The 15,534-nt window shown below is 59.8% G+C and carries 13 protein-coding genes; 8 read left to right on the plus strand and 5 right to left on the minus strand.

Translation table 11 applies throughout. The annotated features are described in order from the left end of the window. Positions 1–75 precede the first annotated feature (75 nt). The 3 genes from radD (at position 76) to AC1P02_RS18640 (ending at position 3,871) form a co-directional block, all read left to right on the plus strand. Positions 76–1,836: a DNA repair helicase RadD gene (gene radD, locus AC1P02_RS18630; RefSeq protein ID WP_485182855.1), complete on the plus strand. Its 1,761-nt coding sequence runs from the start codon at positions 76–78 to the stop codon at positions 1,834–1,836. Between the two features lie 105 nt (positions 1,837–1,941). After that, a complete protein-coding gene (dacB, locus tag AC1P02_RS18635; protein ID WP_059169649.1) occupies positions 1,942–3,387 on the plus strand; it encodes a D-alanyl-D-alanine carboxypeptidase/D-alanyl-D-alanine endopeptidase in 1,446 nt (481 codons plus the stop codon). A gap of 220 nt (positions 3,388–3,607) precedes the next feature. Then, on the plus strand, positions 3,608–3,871 hold the full coding sequence (locus AC1P02_RS18640; RefSeq protein ID WP_005314790.1) for a GrxA family glutaredoxin: 264 nt from the start codon (positions 3,608–3,610) through the stop codon (positions 3,869–3,871). Between the two features lie 60 nt (positions 3,872–3,931). On the opposite strand, the gene AC1P02_RS18645 is transcribed toward AC1P02_RS18640, so the two are convergent. Further along, positions 3,932–4,144 (minus strand): DUF1653 domain-containing protein, encoded by a 213-nt coding sequence (locus tag AC1P02_RS18645; RefSeq protein WP_485182856.1) that lies wholly within the window; start codon positions 4,142–4,144, stop codon positions 3,932–3,934. A 392-nt stretch (positions 4,145–4,536) separates the two neighbouring features. On the opposite strand from AC1P02_RS18645, the gene AC1P02_RS18650 reads away from it, so the two are divergent. Beyond that, a complete protein-coding gene (locus AC1P02_RS18650) occupies positions 4,537–5,751 on the plus strand; it encodes a pyridoxal phosphate-dependent aminotransferase (protein WP_005314784.1) in 1,215 nt (404 codons plus the stop codon). A 64-nt stretch (positions 5,752–5,815) separates the two neighbouring features. Here AC1P02_RS18650 and AC1P02_RS18655 read toward each other — a convergent pair whose 3' ends face one another. Together AC1P02_RS18655 and fabV are read right to left on the minus strand one after the other, a co-directional pair. Next, positions 5,816–7,291, minus strand: coding sequence for a YfcC family protein (locus tag AC1P02_RS18655; RefSeq protein ID WP_485182857.1), 1,476 nt, complete (start codon positions 7,289–7,291; stop codon positions 5,816–5,818). 162 nt (positions 7,292–7,453) lie between these two features. Next, positions 7,454–8,647 carry an enoyl-ACP reductase FabV gene (fabV, locus tag AC1P02_RS18660; RefSeq protein WP_021140931.1) on the minus strand — a complete coding sequence of 398 codons (1,194 nt, stop codon included), beginning with the start codon at positions 8,645–8,647 and terminating at the stop codon, positions 7,454–7,456. A gap of 353 nt (positions 8,648–9,000) precedes the next feature. On the opposite strand from fabV, the gene AC1P02_RS18665 reads away from it, so the two are divergent. Beyond that, on the plus strand, positions 9,001–10,299 hold the full coding sequence (locus tag AC1P02_RS18665) for a methyl-accepting chemotaxis protein (protein ID WP_485182858.1): 1,299 nt from the start codon (positions 9,001–9,003) through the stop codon (positions 10,297–10,299). 179 nt (positions 10,300–10,478) lie between these two features. Here the strand turns inward: AC1P02_RS18665 and AC1P02_RS18670 are convergent, their stop codons facing one another. Next, the gene (locus tag AC1P02_RS18670; RefSeq protein WP_485182859.1) at positions 10,479–10,694 is read right to left on the minus strand and encodes a hypothetical protein; all 216 of its coding nucleotides are present in this window, start codon (positions 10,692–10,694) and stop codon (positions 10,479–10,481) included. A 95-nt stretch (positions 10,695–10,789) separates the two neighbouring features. Then, positions 10,790–11,686 carry a DMT family transporter gene (locus tag AC1P02_RS18675; protein WP_485182860.1) on the minus strand — a complete coding sequence of 299 codons (897 nt, stop codon included), beginning with the start codon at positions 11,684–11,686 and terminating at the stop codon, positions 10,790–10,792. Positions 11,687–11,798: 112 nt separating this feature from the next. Between AC1P02_RS18675 and rsxA the strand changes: the two genes are divergently transcribed. The 3 genes from rsxA to rsxC are packed head-to-tail and all read left to right on the plus strand — an operon-like array spanning position 11,799 to position 15,533. Beyond that, positions 11,799–12,380 carry an electron transport complex subunit RsxA gene (rsxA, locus tag AC1P02_RS18680; protein WP_005310657.1) on the plus strand — a complete coding sequence of 194 codons (582 nt, stop codon included), beginning with the start codon at positions 11,799–11,801 and terminating at the stop codon, positions 12,378–12,380. 4 nt (positions 12,381–12,384) lie between these two features. After that, positions 12,385–12,948 carry an electron transport complex subunit RsxB gene (gene rsxB, locus AC1P02_RS18685; RefSeq protein WP_017412577.1) on the plus strand — a complete coding sequence of 188 codons (564 nt, stop codon included), beginning with the start codon at positions 12,385–12,387 and terminating at the stop codon, positions 12,946–12,948. Between the two features lie 14 nt (positions 12,949–12,962). Further along, complete coding sequence (rsxC, locus tag AC1P02_RS18690; RefSeq protein WP_485182861.1) at positions 12,963–15,533, plus strand: electron transport complex subunit RsxC; 2,571 nt, start codon at positions 12,963–12,965, stop codon at positions 15,531–15,533. Position 15,534 lies beyond the last annotated feature (1 nt).

A 15,534-nucleotide genomic window follows, 5' to 3' on the forward strand; every position in this document is an offset into this window, starting at 1 on the left:
GCATCATGCCGGCCCGCTGTTTTTGTGGCGCCAAGATCCCTATAATGGCGCCATCCTGCACCACATCCGTTCCCCATGTTTGTTCTCAGACCCTATCAAATCGACGCCGTCAACGCCGTTATCAGTCACTTTCGTCGGCATCCTGACCCTGCTGTGGTAGTGCTGCCTACCGGCGCGGGCAAGAGCCTGGTGATCGCCGAACTGGCCCGCAAGGCCCGTGGCCGGGTATTGGTGCTGGCGCACGTCAAGGAGCTGGTGGAGCAGAACCACGCCAAGTACGAAGCCTGGGGACTCAAGGCCGACATCTTCGCCGCGGGTCTGGATCGCAAGGAGGCCAAGGCCCAGGTGGTATTTGGCTCGGTACAATCGGTCGCGCGCAATCTGGATGCCTTCGATGGCGCCTTCTCGCTGCTGATCATCGATGAATGTCACCGGGTGTCGCTGGATGACGAGAGCCAGTACCACCAGGTGTTGGGCCATCTCAGAGCCAGCAATCCGGCCCTGAAAATCCTCGGCCTCACCGCCACGCCTTACCGCCTGGGGCTGGGCTGGATCTACCGGCGTCACTATCACGGCATGGTAAAGAGCCATGGCGAGCGTCTGTTTGGCGATTGCGTGTTCGAGCTTCCCCTGCGCTTCATGGTGAAAAATGGCTACCTGACGCCGCCGCGGCTCATCGACGCCCCCATAGTCCACTACGACTTCAGCAAGCTGGTTGCGCGGGAGAATGGCCTGTTCAGCGAGGCGGATCTCAACGGCGAGCTAAAACGTCAGCAGCGGGTCACCCCCCATATCCTGAGCCAGGTGCTGGAATATGCAGCCGATCGGCAAGGGGTCATGATCTTCGCCGCTACCGTCGAACATGCTGGTGAGATCCAGGGGCTGCTGATTGCCAAATCCCAGACGGCGGCCCTCATTACGGGCGAGACACCGGGCCCGGAGCGCGATGCCCTCATCAGCGCCTTCAAGACGCGGGAGATCAAGTTTTTGGTCAATGTGGCTGTGCTCACCACAGGTTTCGATGCTCCCCACGTCGATCTCATCGTCATGCTGCGTCCCACTGAGTCGGTGTCGCTCTATCAGCAAATCGTGGGCCGCGGCCTGCGCCTCTCACCAGGCAAGGCCGATTGTCTGGTGCTCGATTACGCGGGCAACAACTTCAACCTGTTCGCTCCCGAGGTGGGTGAGCCCAGACCCCACGCCGGCACCGAGCCGGTACAGGTGCCCTGCCCGGCTTGCGGTTTTGCCAACACCTTCTGGGGCAAGACTGATGAAGAAGGCAAGGTGATTGAGCACTACGGCCGTCGCTGTCAGGGGCTGTTTGAAGATGACGAGGGCCACCGCGAGGAGTGTGACTACCGCTTTCGCGCCAAGGTATGTCCCGCCTGCGGTGCCGAAAACGACATCGCCGCCCGCCGCTGCCAGAGTTGTGATCAGCTGTTGGTGGATCCGGACGACAAGCTCAAGGAGGCCCTCAATCTGAAAGACTGCATGGTCATTCGCTGCGCCGGTCTCACCCTCACAGCGGGCCGTGGCAAACAGGGGGAGCGGCTGGAGGTGACCTATCACGATGAGGATGGTCTTACCCTGATGGAGTACTTCGGTTTTCACTCCCCGGGTGCACGGCGCTTGTTTCAACAGCGCTTTGTGCGTCATCATTGGCCCGCCCCGGGCCTGGAGCCGGAATTCACCACCCTGGAGAGCGTGCTGGCCGCATCAAACCAGTTTCGTCACCCCGACTTTGTCATCGCCCGCAAGTCAGGTCGCTTTTGGCAGGTGAAAGAGAAAATTTTTGATTATGAAGGCCGGTACCGCGCCGCCAATGCCCTTGGCTGAGCGCGGATCATACCTTGCAGCGACAGGCTGGCCGGTGAACGTAAACATATTGATTATCAGGGTGGGTAGCGCACTACCGACCCCTTCGTTAAGTTAGAGGATCTTATGCAGCGGCTGTTGATTGGTTTTTGTGCTCTATTTTCCACACTTGTTCCGACTCTGGTTCAAGCCGCCACGCTGACGCCGCCCAAGGGGGGCCAGTACGCCATCATAGTGCAGGGCAATGGCGGCATAGAGTTCGCCCGCAATGCCGATGACATGATAGCCCCCGCCTCCACCATGAAGGTGCTCACCGCCCTGGCGGCACGGCTCGAGCTCGGTGCCGACTTCCGTTTTGCCACCGACATTCAGGCCCAGCCAGGTGCCAAACAGGGTGATGCCATCAATGGCGACATCTGGATCAACTTCGTCGGCGACCCCACCTTGTCACGGATGGATCTGCTGGCCCTGTTCAAGCAGCTCGGCGTCAACCGCATCAAGGGCAATGTCTACGTCAATACCGGCGCCTATAACGGTTACGAGCGCGGCAACGGCTGGTCCTGGGGTGATCAGACCCTCTGCTTCGCCGCCCCCGTCTCCTCTGTCATCATCGACAAGAACTGCGCCTACGCCACCATTACAGCCACCCAGATTGGTCGCCCCGCCACCGGCAACGTCGCCACCGGCGTGCCCATCGGCATTGGCACCGACAGGGTGGAGGTGATGAGCTATGGCGACATGGCACGCCAGTTCTGCGCCCTGGAAGTCGACATGGCCAAGGGCAACTTTTATGAGCTCAAAGGCTGCATCACCCCCAACAAGGAACCCCAGGGGCTGCGCTTTGCCATCCACGACGTGGAAGCCTGGGGCTGGGACAACATCCGCTGGGCAATGGACAGAGCAGGCATAGCACACGAAGGGCTGCTTCAGGTCACCCACAAGGCACCAGGCAGTGCCGAGACCCTGGGTACCCATTACTCTGTCTCATTGCCCATCATGCTCTCCAAGATGCTGAAGAAATCGGACAACCTCTACGCCGATACCTTCCTGAAAACGGTAGGCCGCCACTACTACAACAAGCCGGGCAGCTATCGCAGCGGCACCATGGCGGTACGCGCCATCCTGACCAAGCAGGGTATCGACCTCGGTAATGCCACCCTGGCCGACGGCTCCGGCCTCTCTGCCCATAACCTCATCAGCGCACGCCAGATGCTGTCTGTGCTCAACTTCATCCAGAAAAATGATGCCGAACTCGGTCTCATCAAGTTGCTGCCCAGCTCTCAGGTGGATGGCACCCTGGCCTGGCGTCGCAGCGTTACCGCCCCCATGATGAAAAACCGGGTGCATGCCAAGACAGGCACCATCACGGGTACCTCCAATCTGGCCGGTTTTATCGACACAGTCGGTGGCCAGCGCAAGGCGTTTGTCATGTTCCAGCGCGGCCTGTCGCAGGACCCGGCTACCCACGAGCGCTACCGTGCCAGCAAGGCACCCTGGCCCTGGACCGTATTTGAGAAGGGAGTGCTGGAGAGCATCTACCAGCAACAACCCATCCAGATCATCGAGCAGTAATGTGGGGAGCCACCTTGCCAGCAAGGCGACTCTTATGCCCTGAACAAGGCTCGAGAAAGGAGTGCAGGAGAGCATCTACCAGCAACAATTCATCCGGATCATCGAGCAGTAATACGTCGGCTTATCGGAAATGGCGAATGGTCATATCGACAATTTGCACTTTGATCGGTACCGAGGCGGGGCTATGCTGTGCTCTGCCTCAATTCAACGGAGAGAGAAGATGTTTGCAGTGATTTTTGGTCGTCCCGGTTGCCCCTATTGTGTCCGTGCCAAGCAGATCGCCGAGCAACTGGTTGAACAGCGTGACGATTTCAATTTCCGTTACGTGGATATCCACGCAGAAGGCATCACCAAGGAAGACCTGGCCAAGAGCGCCGGCAAGCCGGTTAATACAGTGCCGCAAATCTTCCTGGACGAGCAGCACATCGGTGGCTGCACCGATTTTGAAGCCTATGCCAAAGAGAACCTGGGTCTCTACCAGTAAGCTCTACCCCATAGAAAACAGGCGCCTGATGGCGCCTTTTTTTATAATGCAAACCGCCGCTCAGCCCGCAGTCGGGGTGAAGCGGCTCACCACCTGCCCTTGATGCTCGATCCACTCCATGAACATGGCCACAGGGCGGGCATAGACGACCCAATCCTGCTCGGATTGATAGACCACCAGCTGCTCCCGGGTTTCGGTGTGCAGGGCCAGAGTGAGCACCTGATAATAGCCCCCCTTGAAGTGGCGATAACGGCCGGGCGCGGGTGCATGCATGGACATACCTCTGTGAGTGCGGGCTCGATGAACAAACGAAGAAGAAAGCCGCAGGCCCTGTTGTCTGCGCCCTCTTTATTATTCGCTGGCACGGGCGAGAAGGCGATTTAGGGCCCAAGCCAATCGTGCCATTGGATACGAATATTTCAACACAGTCGGGTAGCTTTGTTAATCAGTCCCTCATCTTTCACTAGTGAACCTCGGGTTACACAAACGATCGTGCTGAATTTAACGTTTCAGCAACCCTGTTTTAAGGCTGAAAATCAGGGAATTCTACTAAAAAGAAGATTGTTCTAGCATTCAATTCTGTGAAGAATAGGGGAAAAGAAATTTGATACTAAAAATCGCCTTTTTCGCCAACGCGTCCCCACGGGGAAGGAAGCACACTCACCATGTTCACTATCGACAAGTCGCACAAGCTCGACGATGTCTGCTATGACATTCGCGGCCCGGTGCATAAAGAAGCGCGCCGTCTCGAAGACGAAGGCCACCGCATCATCAAGCTCAATATCGGCAATCCGGCCCCGTTTGGTTTCGATGCGCCAGAAGAGATCATCAAGGACGTCATCCTCAACATGCCGCTGAGCCAGGGCTACTGCGACTCCAAGGGGCTCTTTTCTGCCCGCAAGGCGGTGATGCAGTACTACCAGCAAAAAGGGATGCGCAAGGTCGACATCGACGACATCTATATCGGCAATGGTGCCAGCGAGCTCATCGTGATGGCCATGCAGGCGCTGCTCAACAACGGCGACGAGATGCTGGTGCCCTCCCCCGACTATCCGCTGTGGACCGCCGCCGTCACCCTCTCCGGTGGCCATGCGGTGCACTACCGCTGCGATGAAGGGGCCGACTGGTATCCGGATCTGGATGACATCCGCGCCCGCATCACACCGCGCACCCGCGGCCTGGTGCTGATCAACCCCAACAACCCGACCGGCGCCGTCTACGGCAGCGAGTTCCTGCTGGAAGTGATCGAGATAGCCCGCCAGCACAACCTCATCATCTTCGCCGACGAGATCTACGACAAGATCCTCTACGACGACATCTCCCACACCAGCGTCTGCACCCTGTGTGACGATGTGATGGTGGTGACCTTCAACGGCCTTTCCAAGGCCTATCGTGCCTGTGGCTTCCGTCAGGGCTGGATGGTCATTACCGGGCCCAAGGGCCGTGCCAAGGGGTATATCGAGGGGCTGGAGATGCTGGCCTCCATGCGACTGTGTGCCAACGTGCCCATGCAGCACGCCATCCAGACCGCGCTCGGCGGCTACCAGAGCATCAACGAGCTGATCCTGCCGGGCGGTCGCCTGCGCAAGCAGCGGGACAAGGCGTGGGAGCTCTTGAACGAGATCCCCGGCGTCTCCTGCGTCAAACCCAAGGGGGCGCTCTACATGTTCCCGCGCCTGGATCCCAAGGTGTACGACATTCGTGACGACCAGAAGATGGTGTTCGACCTGCTGCAGCAGGAAAAGCTGCTGCTGGTGCAGGGTACCGGCTTCAACTGGCCGGCGCCGGACCACTTCCGGCTGGTGTTCCTGCCCCGGGAAGAGGAGCTGGAAGAGGCCATCGGCCGCCTCGCCCGCTTCCTCAAGGGCTACAAGCAGTAAGCACGGCTCATGAAAAAGGCTCCTTCGGGAGCCTTTTTGCTATCTGTCGGTTGCAGCTGAATCATCAGCCATGCAACAGGGTGCCCGCCACCAGCACCGCCATTGTGATGAGGGCCACCCCTACGATGAAGGGCAGCACCCAGCGCACGAAGCGATCGTAGGGGATCTTGGCGAGCGCCAGCCCCGCCACCAGATGGGCAGCGGTGGGAGCGAACAGGTTGATCCAGCCGGAGGCGGATTGATAGGCGGTGATCACCAGATCCCGCGAGATGCCGGAAAAATCCGCCAGCGGCCCCATCAGCGGCATGGAGACGGTCGCCAGCCCCGAGGTTGAGGGAATAAAAAAACTAAGAATGATGTGCACCAGATAGGCCATCAGGATGAATACCGACGACGACAGCCCGCTCACCAGCCCCTCGGCCCAGTGCAGTATGGTGTCGATGATGACGCCGTGCTCCATCACCACATAGATGCCGCGCGCCACCGCCACCACCAGCGCCACCCCGATGAGATCCCGCGCTCCGCTCAGGAAAGTCGCCACATAGTTGGACTCCGGCATCCGGTTGATCAGCGCAATCAGAATGGAAGCACTGAAAAACAGGGTGGAGAGCTCGTCGAACCACCAGCCAAAGGTGGGCAGCAGATCGATGCCCAGATCCGACCAGGGCACCACCGCATAGATCATCAGCAAAAAGGTGCCAAAGAACACCAGCATGGTGAGCTTCTGCTTGCCGGTGAAGGCCGAGTCGCTGCGCTTCATCTGGGAAAACTCGTCGTCATAGACGATGTCGGCCAGCACGGAGCGGGACTTGTCCTGCTGCACCTGCTTGGCGTAGCGCATCACGAACCAGGAGGCGAAGATCACCAGCAGCAGCCACTGGATAACCCTGAGCCCAATCCCCTCCCCGATGGGAATGCCGGCAAAACCGGAGGCGATGCCGGTGGCAAACGGATTGACGGTAGAGGCGAGCACACCGACGCCGGAGCCAAGCAGGATGATCCCCGCCGCCACCATGCGATCGAAGCCCGCCGCCATCATGACCGGCACGATGAGCGCCCAGAAGGCCACCGTCTCCTCCGCCATGCCGAAGGTGGAACCGCCGAGGGCAAACAGAGCGATCAGCACCGGGATCAGCAGCCGCTCGCGCCCGGCGAAGGTGCGCACTATGGCCCCCACACCCGCATCCAGTGCGCCGCTTTGCATGGTCACCGCCAGAAAGCCGCCGATGATGAGTACGAACAGCGCCACGTCGGCCGCCTTGTGAAAGCCCTGAATGGGGGCCTTGAGCACCTCGAACACCCCTTGCGGCTGGGAAGGCAGCTCGGTATAGCTGCCGGGCACAGGCAGCAAGCGCTCATCGCCGCTGTAATCGGCCACTGTGGCGGCCGCAACCGGCTGCTGGCTCTTGGCGGTGACATAGTCATATTTGCCCGCTGGCAGCACCCAGGTGAGGGCCGCCATCAGGGCGATGATGATGAACAGCAGTGTGTATACGGTGGGGAGTTGGCGCTTCTTGGGCGCCTCATGTGGGGTGGTCATAGCTTCCATTCCTCGGCAGCGCCGTCATGTGATCCGACAGCGCAAGATTAGCGGGTTTGATATGGGGAAAAGGTGATCGCGGATAATAAAATTTCGTGATTTCACCAGATTGTTGACAAAAAAACAGGGCCCCGCAGGGCCCTGTTTTCACCTGAGTCAGACTCAGAGCTCAACCACGTCGAATTTCACGTCCGGGTTCACATCCGCCTCGTAATCCACCTCGGCCAAACCGAAACCGAACAGGCGCAGGAACTCCTGCTTGTAGCCTGTGTAGTCGGTCAGCTCGGAGAGGTTCTCGGTGGTGATGGAAGGCCAGAGATCACGGCAGGTCTGCTGCACGTCTTCACGCAGTTCCCAGTCATCCATGCGGATGCGAGCCTGCTCGTCCAGCGCCAGCTCTTCCCCATAGAGACGGGTGCGCATCATTCGGTAGACCTGCTCCATGCAACCTTCGTGGATGCCCTTCTCCTTCATGATCTTGAAGGCCATGGAGATGTAGAGCGGCATCACCGGAATGGCAGAAGAGGCCTGGGTCACCACGGATTTCAGCACAGCCACGTGAGCGGTACCACCCTTGGCAGCCAGGTCGCCACGAATGGCGGTGGCGGCGCGGTCCAGATCTTCCTTGGCGCGGCCCAGGGTACCGTGCCAGTAGATGGGCCAGGTCAGGTCGGTGCCGATATAGGAGTAAGCCACGGACTTGGCGCCGTCGGCCAGCACACCTGCATCGCGCAGGGCCGCCATCCACAACTCCCAATCCTGACCGCCCATGACGGTGATGGTATTCTGGATCTCTTCCTCATTCGCCGGCTCGACGGTGGCGGTGATGATCTGATCCTTGTTGGTATCGATGGCGGTGGTGGTGTAGGTCTCGCCGATGGGTTTCAAGGCTGAGCGCACCACTTCACCGGTATCCGGCATCTTGCGTACCGGCGAGGCCAGGGAGTAGACAACCAGGTCAATCTGGCCCAGATCGGCCTTGATAAGCTCGATCACCTTGGCGCGGCATTCGTTGGAGAAGGCATCGCCGTTGACACTTTTCGCATACAGACCCGCCTCTTTGGCGGCCTTGTCGAAAGCGGCCGAGTTATACCAGCCCGCAGTCGCCGTCTTGGTTTCGCTGCCGGCTTTTTCGAAGAAGACGCCTATGGTGGCAGCACCGCTACCGAAGGCAGTGGCAATCCGGGAGGCCAGACCATAACCGGTGGAAGCGCCAATCACCAGCACCCGCTTGGGACCATTGGCAATCATGCCCTGTTCCTGGGTGTAAGCAATCTGACGACGAACATTGGCTTCACAGCCGACCGGGTGAGTGGTGGTGCAGATAAAGCCGCGAACCTTGGGTTTGATAATCATAGAGGGGTCTCGACACCGTTAAATGGATGAAATCGGGGCATAAGATACCTCATCTTGCCGCCCTAGGGTGCTCTGATGTGTTGGACTGCGGGGAAAATGAACAGATCCACGGTATCCGCACGGCCAAAACCGGGCCGGCGCCAGGGGGATGGCGCTGGAATAAGCCCAGGCATGAGGCCTGTGCCGGCCGCACACCCGAGTCTGCTCACCCCGATGGTGACCAGAATAAATAAAATAAAAACAGATAATTACCCTCCATATCCGCGCCATTGGACAAATATTCTGTACTAGTATCCAGCCGGTCGACTATTGTCACGAGAAGTCTCACAAGGGTCTCAAGGAGGAGCTCCACCATGTTTTGGAAACGTAAGAACAGCAATGAACAACGCGAGAAAGAGGCGGCACTGGCGGAGCTGGGCGCCTTCGAACAAGCCATTCAGTCCCGGGTACCCTATATCCAGTTCACACCGGAGGGCGTGGTCACCTTCGTCAACGATCTTTTTCTCGATATCGTGGGCTATCAACGCGAGGAGGTAGTAGGCAAACACCACAGCGCGCTCTGCTTCCCGGAAGATGTCAGTACGCGCGATTACGAGCTGTTGTGGAGCGCTCTGCGCAACGGCGAGTTTCGTAATGGCCGCTTCATTCGCCAGGCGAGATCAGGCAAAGCCGTCTGGCTGGAAGCCACTTACTTTCCCATCATTGTTGATGGCAAGGTCATCAGGGTAGCCAAGGTCGCCTCGGACGTGACCCTGCAGCAGTCATCCCTGGAGCGGACCCAAGCCCTGCTGGCGGCGCTGGACAAGTCACTCGCCGTCATCGACTTTCAGCCGGATGGCACCGTCATCAACGCCAACCAGAACTTCCTGCACTGTTTCGGATACCGGCTGGATGAGGTGGTGGGCAAGCACCACAGCATGTTCTGTGATGACGAGTTTTATCGGAAAAGCCCCGACTTCTGGCGAGATTTGGGCTCGGGAAATATCCAGTCTGGTCTCTTCATGCGCCTTGGCCGCCACGGTGAAAAGATCTGGCTGGAAGCCACCTACAACCCCATCTTCAACCACGAAGGCAAGGTGATCAAAATCATCAAGCTGGCGAGCAACATCACTGAGCGGGTCGAAAAATCCATCTCGGTGCGCGAAGCGGCGCAAAAGGCGTGCGCCATCGCTGGTGAAACAGTGTCGAGCGCCGCCAAGGGGCGCGAGGTGATCGACAAGGTGCTGGAGACCTCGTCGCACATCAACACCTCGGTCAACGAGGTCAGCAGGCAGATTGAGAACCTCAACCAGCAATCGAAAAGCATCGAATCCATCATCTCGACCATCAGCGGTATCGCGGATCAGACCAATCTGTTGGCACTCAATGCCGCCATCGAGGCGGCCCGGGCCGGTGAGCAGGGTCGTGGCTTTGCCGTAGTGGCGGATGAGGTACGCCAACTGGCTGCCAGAACCTCCAGCTCCACTGGCGAGATCATCTCTGTCATCAAGCTCAACTCGGACATCACTTCCAGGATCACCCAGACCGTCTCTGTGGTCTCTGACAAGGCCATAGCGGGCCAGGAGCAGGCCAGCATCATTGCCACCGTCATCAAGGAGATCATCGAAGATGCCAACTCCGTCTCCGCCACGGTCAAGGACTTGTCCATCTGATAAGGAAAGGCGACGCAAGGCAACAAGCGGCGGGGAGCCGTCGCTTGTTCCATTCTGTACAGTTGTCCGCAAGGTGACATGGCCGTTTTGATGTGGGCGGCAAGAGTGTGGCAAGCAAGGGGTGAACAGGCGCTATGCCCTCGCCCATCCCCGGCGCTCGAGATAACCAGACCCGATACTCAGCCTTCCCCCTTCATGTAATGGCGAGCCGCTTCGTCAGCCTGCATCAGGGCGGCCTCCCACAATTCAGCGATCAGCAGCCCCTCCTCTCCCACCGCCACCTCCTCCAGCGCTTCCAGCGCTTCCAGCGCTTCCAGCGACCTGGCATCGTCCAGCGTAAAGGGATTATGGGTCAACAGGGCTTGTGCCCTGGTCAATAACATCATGCTGTTCATCGGCATTCTCCCGGATAAAGCCTGGCCAAGGTGATGAGTGACACACGCCCTTTGACTGTGCTGACTCTAGTCCATCGATCAGCCTCTGGGATAGATCAGCTGTCGGCGATAACCGGCTCGCGCACTTTTCGCCGAGCAGGCAGCTGACCCACGGCAATCCCCAGCAGGACGGCGCCACAGGCAAGCCATTGCAATGGCGTTAGAGTTTCACCGAGCAGCAGATAGGCCAGCAACAGGGTGAAAACCGGAATGAGGTTCACATAGGCCGCCGCCAGGGTCACCTTGACCTGGGTCACCGACCAGTTGTAGAGCAAGTAGGCTCCGAGCGTCACAAAGGCGCCAAGAAAGACGATGACCGCCATGTCCTGCCAGGCCCAGGCGGTGGACCAGGGTTCGCTGAAGGCGAAGGGGGCGAAAAAGAGGGTACCGACGAAGGCCTGCAGCGCTGTCAGGGTGAGCACACTGTAGCGGCTGGAAAGCTTCTTGAAGACCACAGAATAGGTGGCGGCGCACAGCATGGCCGCCATCTCCAGGCTGTTGCCGAGCAAGGCGTTGGGGGCAAACTCGTCCACGCCGCTACCCAGCCCCAGCAGGGCAATGCCGACGATGGCGATGGCAAAGCCGAGCAACTGGCGGCGACTGACCCGCTCCTTGAGCAGCACAAAGGCCACCAGGGCCACGATGAGCGGCAACAAGGCGCAGACCATGCCCGCCTGCCCGGCACTGGTGTAACGCAGGGCATTCACCTCCAGCAGGAAGTAAAGGCAGGGCTCCAGTCCCCCCATCAGGGCCAGCCAGCGCCAATCCCCCTTTTGATAGGTGAAATTACCCAGATAGCGGTAGCAGAACAGCCAGCAGAGCGCCGCCACACTCATGCGCATGAACAGCACCTGACCGAAACCCCAGATCCCCAGCACGTGCTTGAGGGCGATAAAGGAGCTGGACCAGAGCAGCATTGCCAGGGTCAGGGTAAAAATGGGTAAAGGGCGCACATTTCCTCCATGAAATTGGCCATTTGAATAATAACCATGCGGCCTTGCGGTTGTTTAAGGAGACCTAAAATCAGATAATACCGCCGCCTTCAAACCGGATAACCCATCTCCCATGACTGAGTACCTGCTTTTATTGGTCAGTACCGTGCTGATTAACAACTTCGTGCTGGTGAAGTTTCTCGGCCTGTGTCCCTTTATGGGCGTCTCCGGCAAGCTGGAGACCGCCGTCGGCATGGGTCTGGCGACCACCTTCGTGATGACGCTGGCCAGCGCCAGTTCCTATCTGATGGAACACTATATCCTGATCCCGCTGAACATCGCCTACCTGCGCACCCTTGCCTTCATTCTTGTGATCGCCGTCGTAGTGCAGTTCACCGAGATGGTTATCCGCAAGAGCAGCCCGACCCTCTATCGCCTGCTGGGCATCTTCCTGCCACTCATCACCACCAACTGCGCCGTGCTGGGGGTGGCACTGCTGAGCATCAACGAGCGTCACAACTTCATTCAAAGCATCATCTACGGATTTGGCGCAGCCGCAGGCTTCTCGCTGGTGCTGATACTGTTTGCCGCCATGCGTGAACGCCTGGTGGCGGCCGACGTTCCCACTCCGTTTCGCGGTGTGTCGATTGCCATGGTCACCGCCGGCCTGATGTCGCTGGCCTTTATGGGCTTTACCGGCCTTATCAAGATATAGCGCTATGACTCACATACTCTTTGCCGTTCTGGTACTGGCCCTGCTGGCCCTTGCCTTCGGAATCATTCTGGGCTTTGCCGCCGTCAAGTTTCACGTGGAAGCCGATCCCATCGTCGATCAGCTTGACGCCCTGTTGCCGCAGACCCAGTGCGGACAGTGCGGTTACCCTGGCTGCAAACCTTATGCCGAGGCGCTGGCCAATGGTGATCAGATCAACAAGTGCGTGCCCGGTGGCGATGCCACCATGCGCAAGATAGCCGACCTGATGGGGGTCGACCCTCAACCGCTGGGCAGTGCTGAGGCCGCCATCCCGGTCAAGAAAGTCGCCTTCATCCATGAAGATCAATGCATCGGCTGCACCAAGTGCATCCAGGCCTGTCCGGTCGATGCCATCGTCGGTGCCACCAAGGCGATGCACACCGTCATCACAGACGAGTGCACCGGCTGCGATCTCTGTGTCGATCCCTGCCCGACCGACTGTATCGAAATGATCCCTGTGCCGACCACGGTCGACAACTGGAAGTGGGATCTGGCCAGCGTCGCCATTCCGGTCAAGATAGTGGAATAAACAGCGGAGTAACCATGCAGCATCTGCTCGAACGCATCAAAGCCGGCACTCTGTGGGATTTTCACGGCGGCATTCACCCTCCCGAGAACAAGCACCAATCCAGCCTGACACCCGTGGTGGACGCGGGTCTGCCGCCCCAGCTCATCATACCGGTGCGCCAGCACGCAGGGCCGGCCGGCGATCTGCTGGTACAGATCGGCGACAAGGTCAAGAAGGGTCAGCCACTGACCCGCTATGACAAGGGCCGCATAGTGCCCGTGCACGCCTCGACCTCGGGCACCATCACCGCCATCGGCCACCATACTGTGGCGCATCCCTCGGGTCTCGATGATCTCTGCATCACCCTGACGCCGGATGGGGAGGATGCCTGGGGTGAGCACCAGGGCAAGCCCGACTACTGGAATCTGGATCGGGGCGAACTGCTCGAGCGTATTCAGCAGGCCGGCATTGCGGGTCTGGGCGGCGCCGTGTTTCCGACTCACAGCAAACTGGACGGTCGCGGTCAGCTCACCGAGATCCTGATCGTCAACGGGCTGGAGTGCGAACCTTATATCAGCACAGATGATCGGCTGATGCAGGAGTATGCCGACGAGATCATGGATGGCATCCGGGTGCTCAAGCATCTGCTCAAACCCAAGTTGACCCTGATCGGGGTGGAAGACAACAAACCCGCCGCCATTGCCGAACTGACCCGCCACGCCACCGATGATGACGTGCTGGTCAAGACGGTGCCGACCAAGTACCCCTCGGGCGGTGCCAAGCAGACCATAGAGCTGCTTACCGGCCGTCAGGTGCCCAAGGGTGGGCGGGCGGTGGACATGGGCATCATGGTGCTCAACGTGGCAACCGTGTTCGCCATCAAGCGCGCCATCATCGACGGCGAGCCGCTCATCTCCCGCATCGTCACCCTGACTGGCGACGCCTTCAAGAAGCCAGGCAATGCCTGGGTACTGCTGGGCACGCCAGTACGCTGGCTGTTGCAGCGTTTCGAGCTGCAACCCGAGGCGGACCAGAGGGTCATCATGGGGGGCCCCATGATGGGCTTCACCCTGCCCCACGCCATGGTCCCCGTGGTCAAGGCCACCAACTGCCTGCTCTCCCCGACCCGTGCCGAGTTGCCGCCCCCCGGTCCCGAACAAGCCTGCATCCGTTGCAGCGCCTGCGCCGATGCCTGTCCGGCCAATTTGCTGCCCCAGGAGCTCTACTGGTACAGCCGCGCCAAGGAGTACGACAAGGCCGAAGGGCTCAACCTGTTCGACTGTATCGAGTGCGGCGCTTGCGCCTGGGTCTGCCCTAGCCAGATCCCCCTGGTGCAGTACTACAAGATTGCCAAGGATGATATTCGCGAGGCCCGTGCCGAGGCCGAAAAAGCCGAGCGTGCCAAGCAGCGTTTCGAGGCCAAGCAGGCCCGCTTCGAGCGGGAAAAAGCGGCCCGAGAAGCCCGCCATGCCGAGGCTGCGGCCCTGCGCCGCCAGGCCATGACGGCCAGTGGAGGGGAAGATCCCGTCGCTGCCGCCCTCGCCCGCATCAAAGCAAAGCAGGAAGTCACGGCCAGCGCTGTTGGCGAGCAGCCAGACAACAGCGCCATGATTGCCGCCCGCGAGGCGCGCAAGCAGGAGGCCCTCGCGCGGCGCGCCGCCAAGGCCGCCAGCGGTGAATCCGCTGACGTTGCCGCCGTCGTTGCACCAACGCCAGAGACGCAGGATCCAAAAAAGGCAGCTATCGCAGCAGCTCTTGCTCGGGCCAAAGCCAAGAAGGCCGCGCAAGCTGCGGATGAAAACGTCGCCGAGCCTGAGGCTATGGCTAACGAGGCCGAGCCGCTCAGTGAACCCGCACCGGCAGCTGCAGAAGTCGACCCCAAGAAAGCAGCCATTGCCGCCGCCATTGCACGCGCCAAGGCCAAGAAGGCAGCGCAAGCTGCGGATGAAAACGTCGCCGAGCCTGAGGCTATCGCTAGCGAGGCCGAGCCGGTAAGCGAACCCGCACCGGCACCTGCCGAGGTCGACCCCAAGAAAGCAGCCATTGCCGCCGCCATCGCCCGTGCCAAGGCCAAGAAGGCCGCGCAAGCTGCGGATGAAGACGTCGCCAAACCCGAGGCTATGGCTAACGAGGCCCAGCCGCTCAGCGAACCCGCACCGGCGACTGCCGAGGTTGACCCCAAGAAAGCAGCCATTGCTGCTGCCATCGCACGGGCCAAAGCCAAGAAGGCAGCGCAAGCTTCGGATGAAAACGTCGCCGAGCCTGAGGCTATGGCTACCGATGCCCAGCAGGCCAGTGAACCCGCACCGGCGACTGCCGAGGTTGACCCCAAGAAAGCAGCCATTGCCGCCGCCATCGCACGCGCCAAAGCAAAAAAAGCAGCGCAAGCGGCGGATGAAAAGGTCGCCGAGCCTGAGGCTACGGCTAGCGAGGCCCAGCCGGTAAGCGAACCCGCACCGGCGACTGCCGAGGTCGACCCCAAGAAAGCAGCCATTGCCGCCGCCATCGCCCGTGCCAAGGCCAAGAAGCTGGCAGCAGAGGCTGCCGCACAAGGCCTGACCACCCAAGCACAGTCACCTTCTCCATCGCCAGACAAGAGCCACTGAT

Source organism: Aeromonas sp. TS_SC_11 (assembly GCF_057318915.1).

What these genes read in the sequence shown, in the direction of transcription:
- dacB (WP_059169649.1), top strand. Translation starts at nt 1,942, where the DNA reads ATGCAGCGGCTGTTGATTGGTTTTTGTGCTCTATTTTCCACACTTGTT.
- AC1P02_RS18650 (WP_005314784.1), top strand. Translation starts at nt 4,537, where the DNA reads ATGTTCACTATCGACAAGTCGCACAAGCTCGACGATGTCTGCTATGAC.
- AC1P02_RS18670 (WP_485182859.1), bottom strand. Translation starts at nt 10,694, where the DNA reads ATGAACAGCATGATGTTATTGACCAGGGCACAAGCCCTGTTGACCCAT.
- fabV (WP_021140931.1), bottom strand. Translation starts at nt 8,647, where the DNA reads ATGATTATCAAACCCAAGGTTCGCGGCTTTATCTGCACCACCACTCAC.
- rsxB (WP_017412577.1), top strand. Translation starts at nt 12,385, where the DNA reads ATGACTCACATACTCTTTGCCGTTCTGGTACTGGCCCTGCTGGCCCTT.
- AC1P02_RS18655 (WP_485182857.1), bottom strand. Translation starts at nt 7,291, where the DNA reads ATGACCACCCCACATGAGGCGCCCAAGAAGCGCCAACTCCCCACCGTA.
- rsxA (WP_005310657.1), top strand. Translation starts at nt 11,799, where the DNA reads ATGACTGAGTACCTGCTTTTATTGGTCAGTACCGTGCTGATTAACAAC.
- AC1P02_RS18640 (WP_005314790.1), top strand. Translation starts at nt 3,608, where the DNA reads ATGTTTGCAGTGATTTTTGGTCGTCCCGGTTGCCCCTATTGTGTCCGT.
- rsxC (WP_485182861.1), top strand. Translation starts at nt 12,963, where the DNA reads ATGCAGCATCTGCTCGAACGCATCAAAGCCGGCACTCTGTGGGATTTT.
- AC1P02_RS18645 (WP_485182856.1), bottom strand. Translation starts at nt 4,144, where the DNA reads ATGCATGCACCCGCGCCCGGCCGTTATCGCCACTTCAAGGGGGGCTAT.
- radD (WP_485182855.1), top strand. Translation starts at nt 76, where the DNA reads ATGTTTGTTCTCAGACCCTATCAAATCGACGCCGTCAACGCCGTTATC.
- AC1P02_RS18665 (WP_485182858.1), top strand. Translation starts at nt 9,001, where the DNA reads ATGTTTTGGAAACGTAAGAACAGCAATGAACAACGCGAGAAAGAGGCG.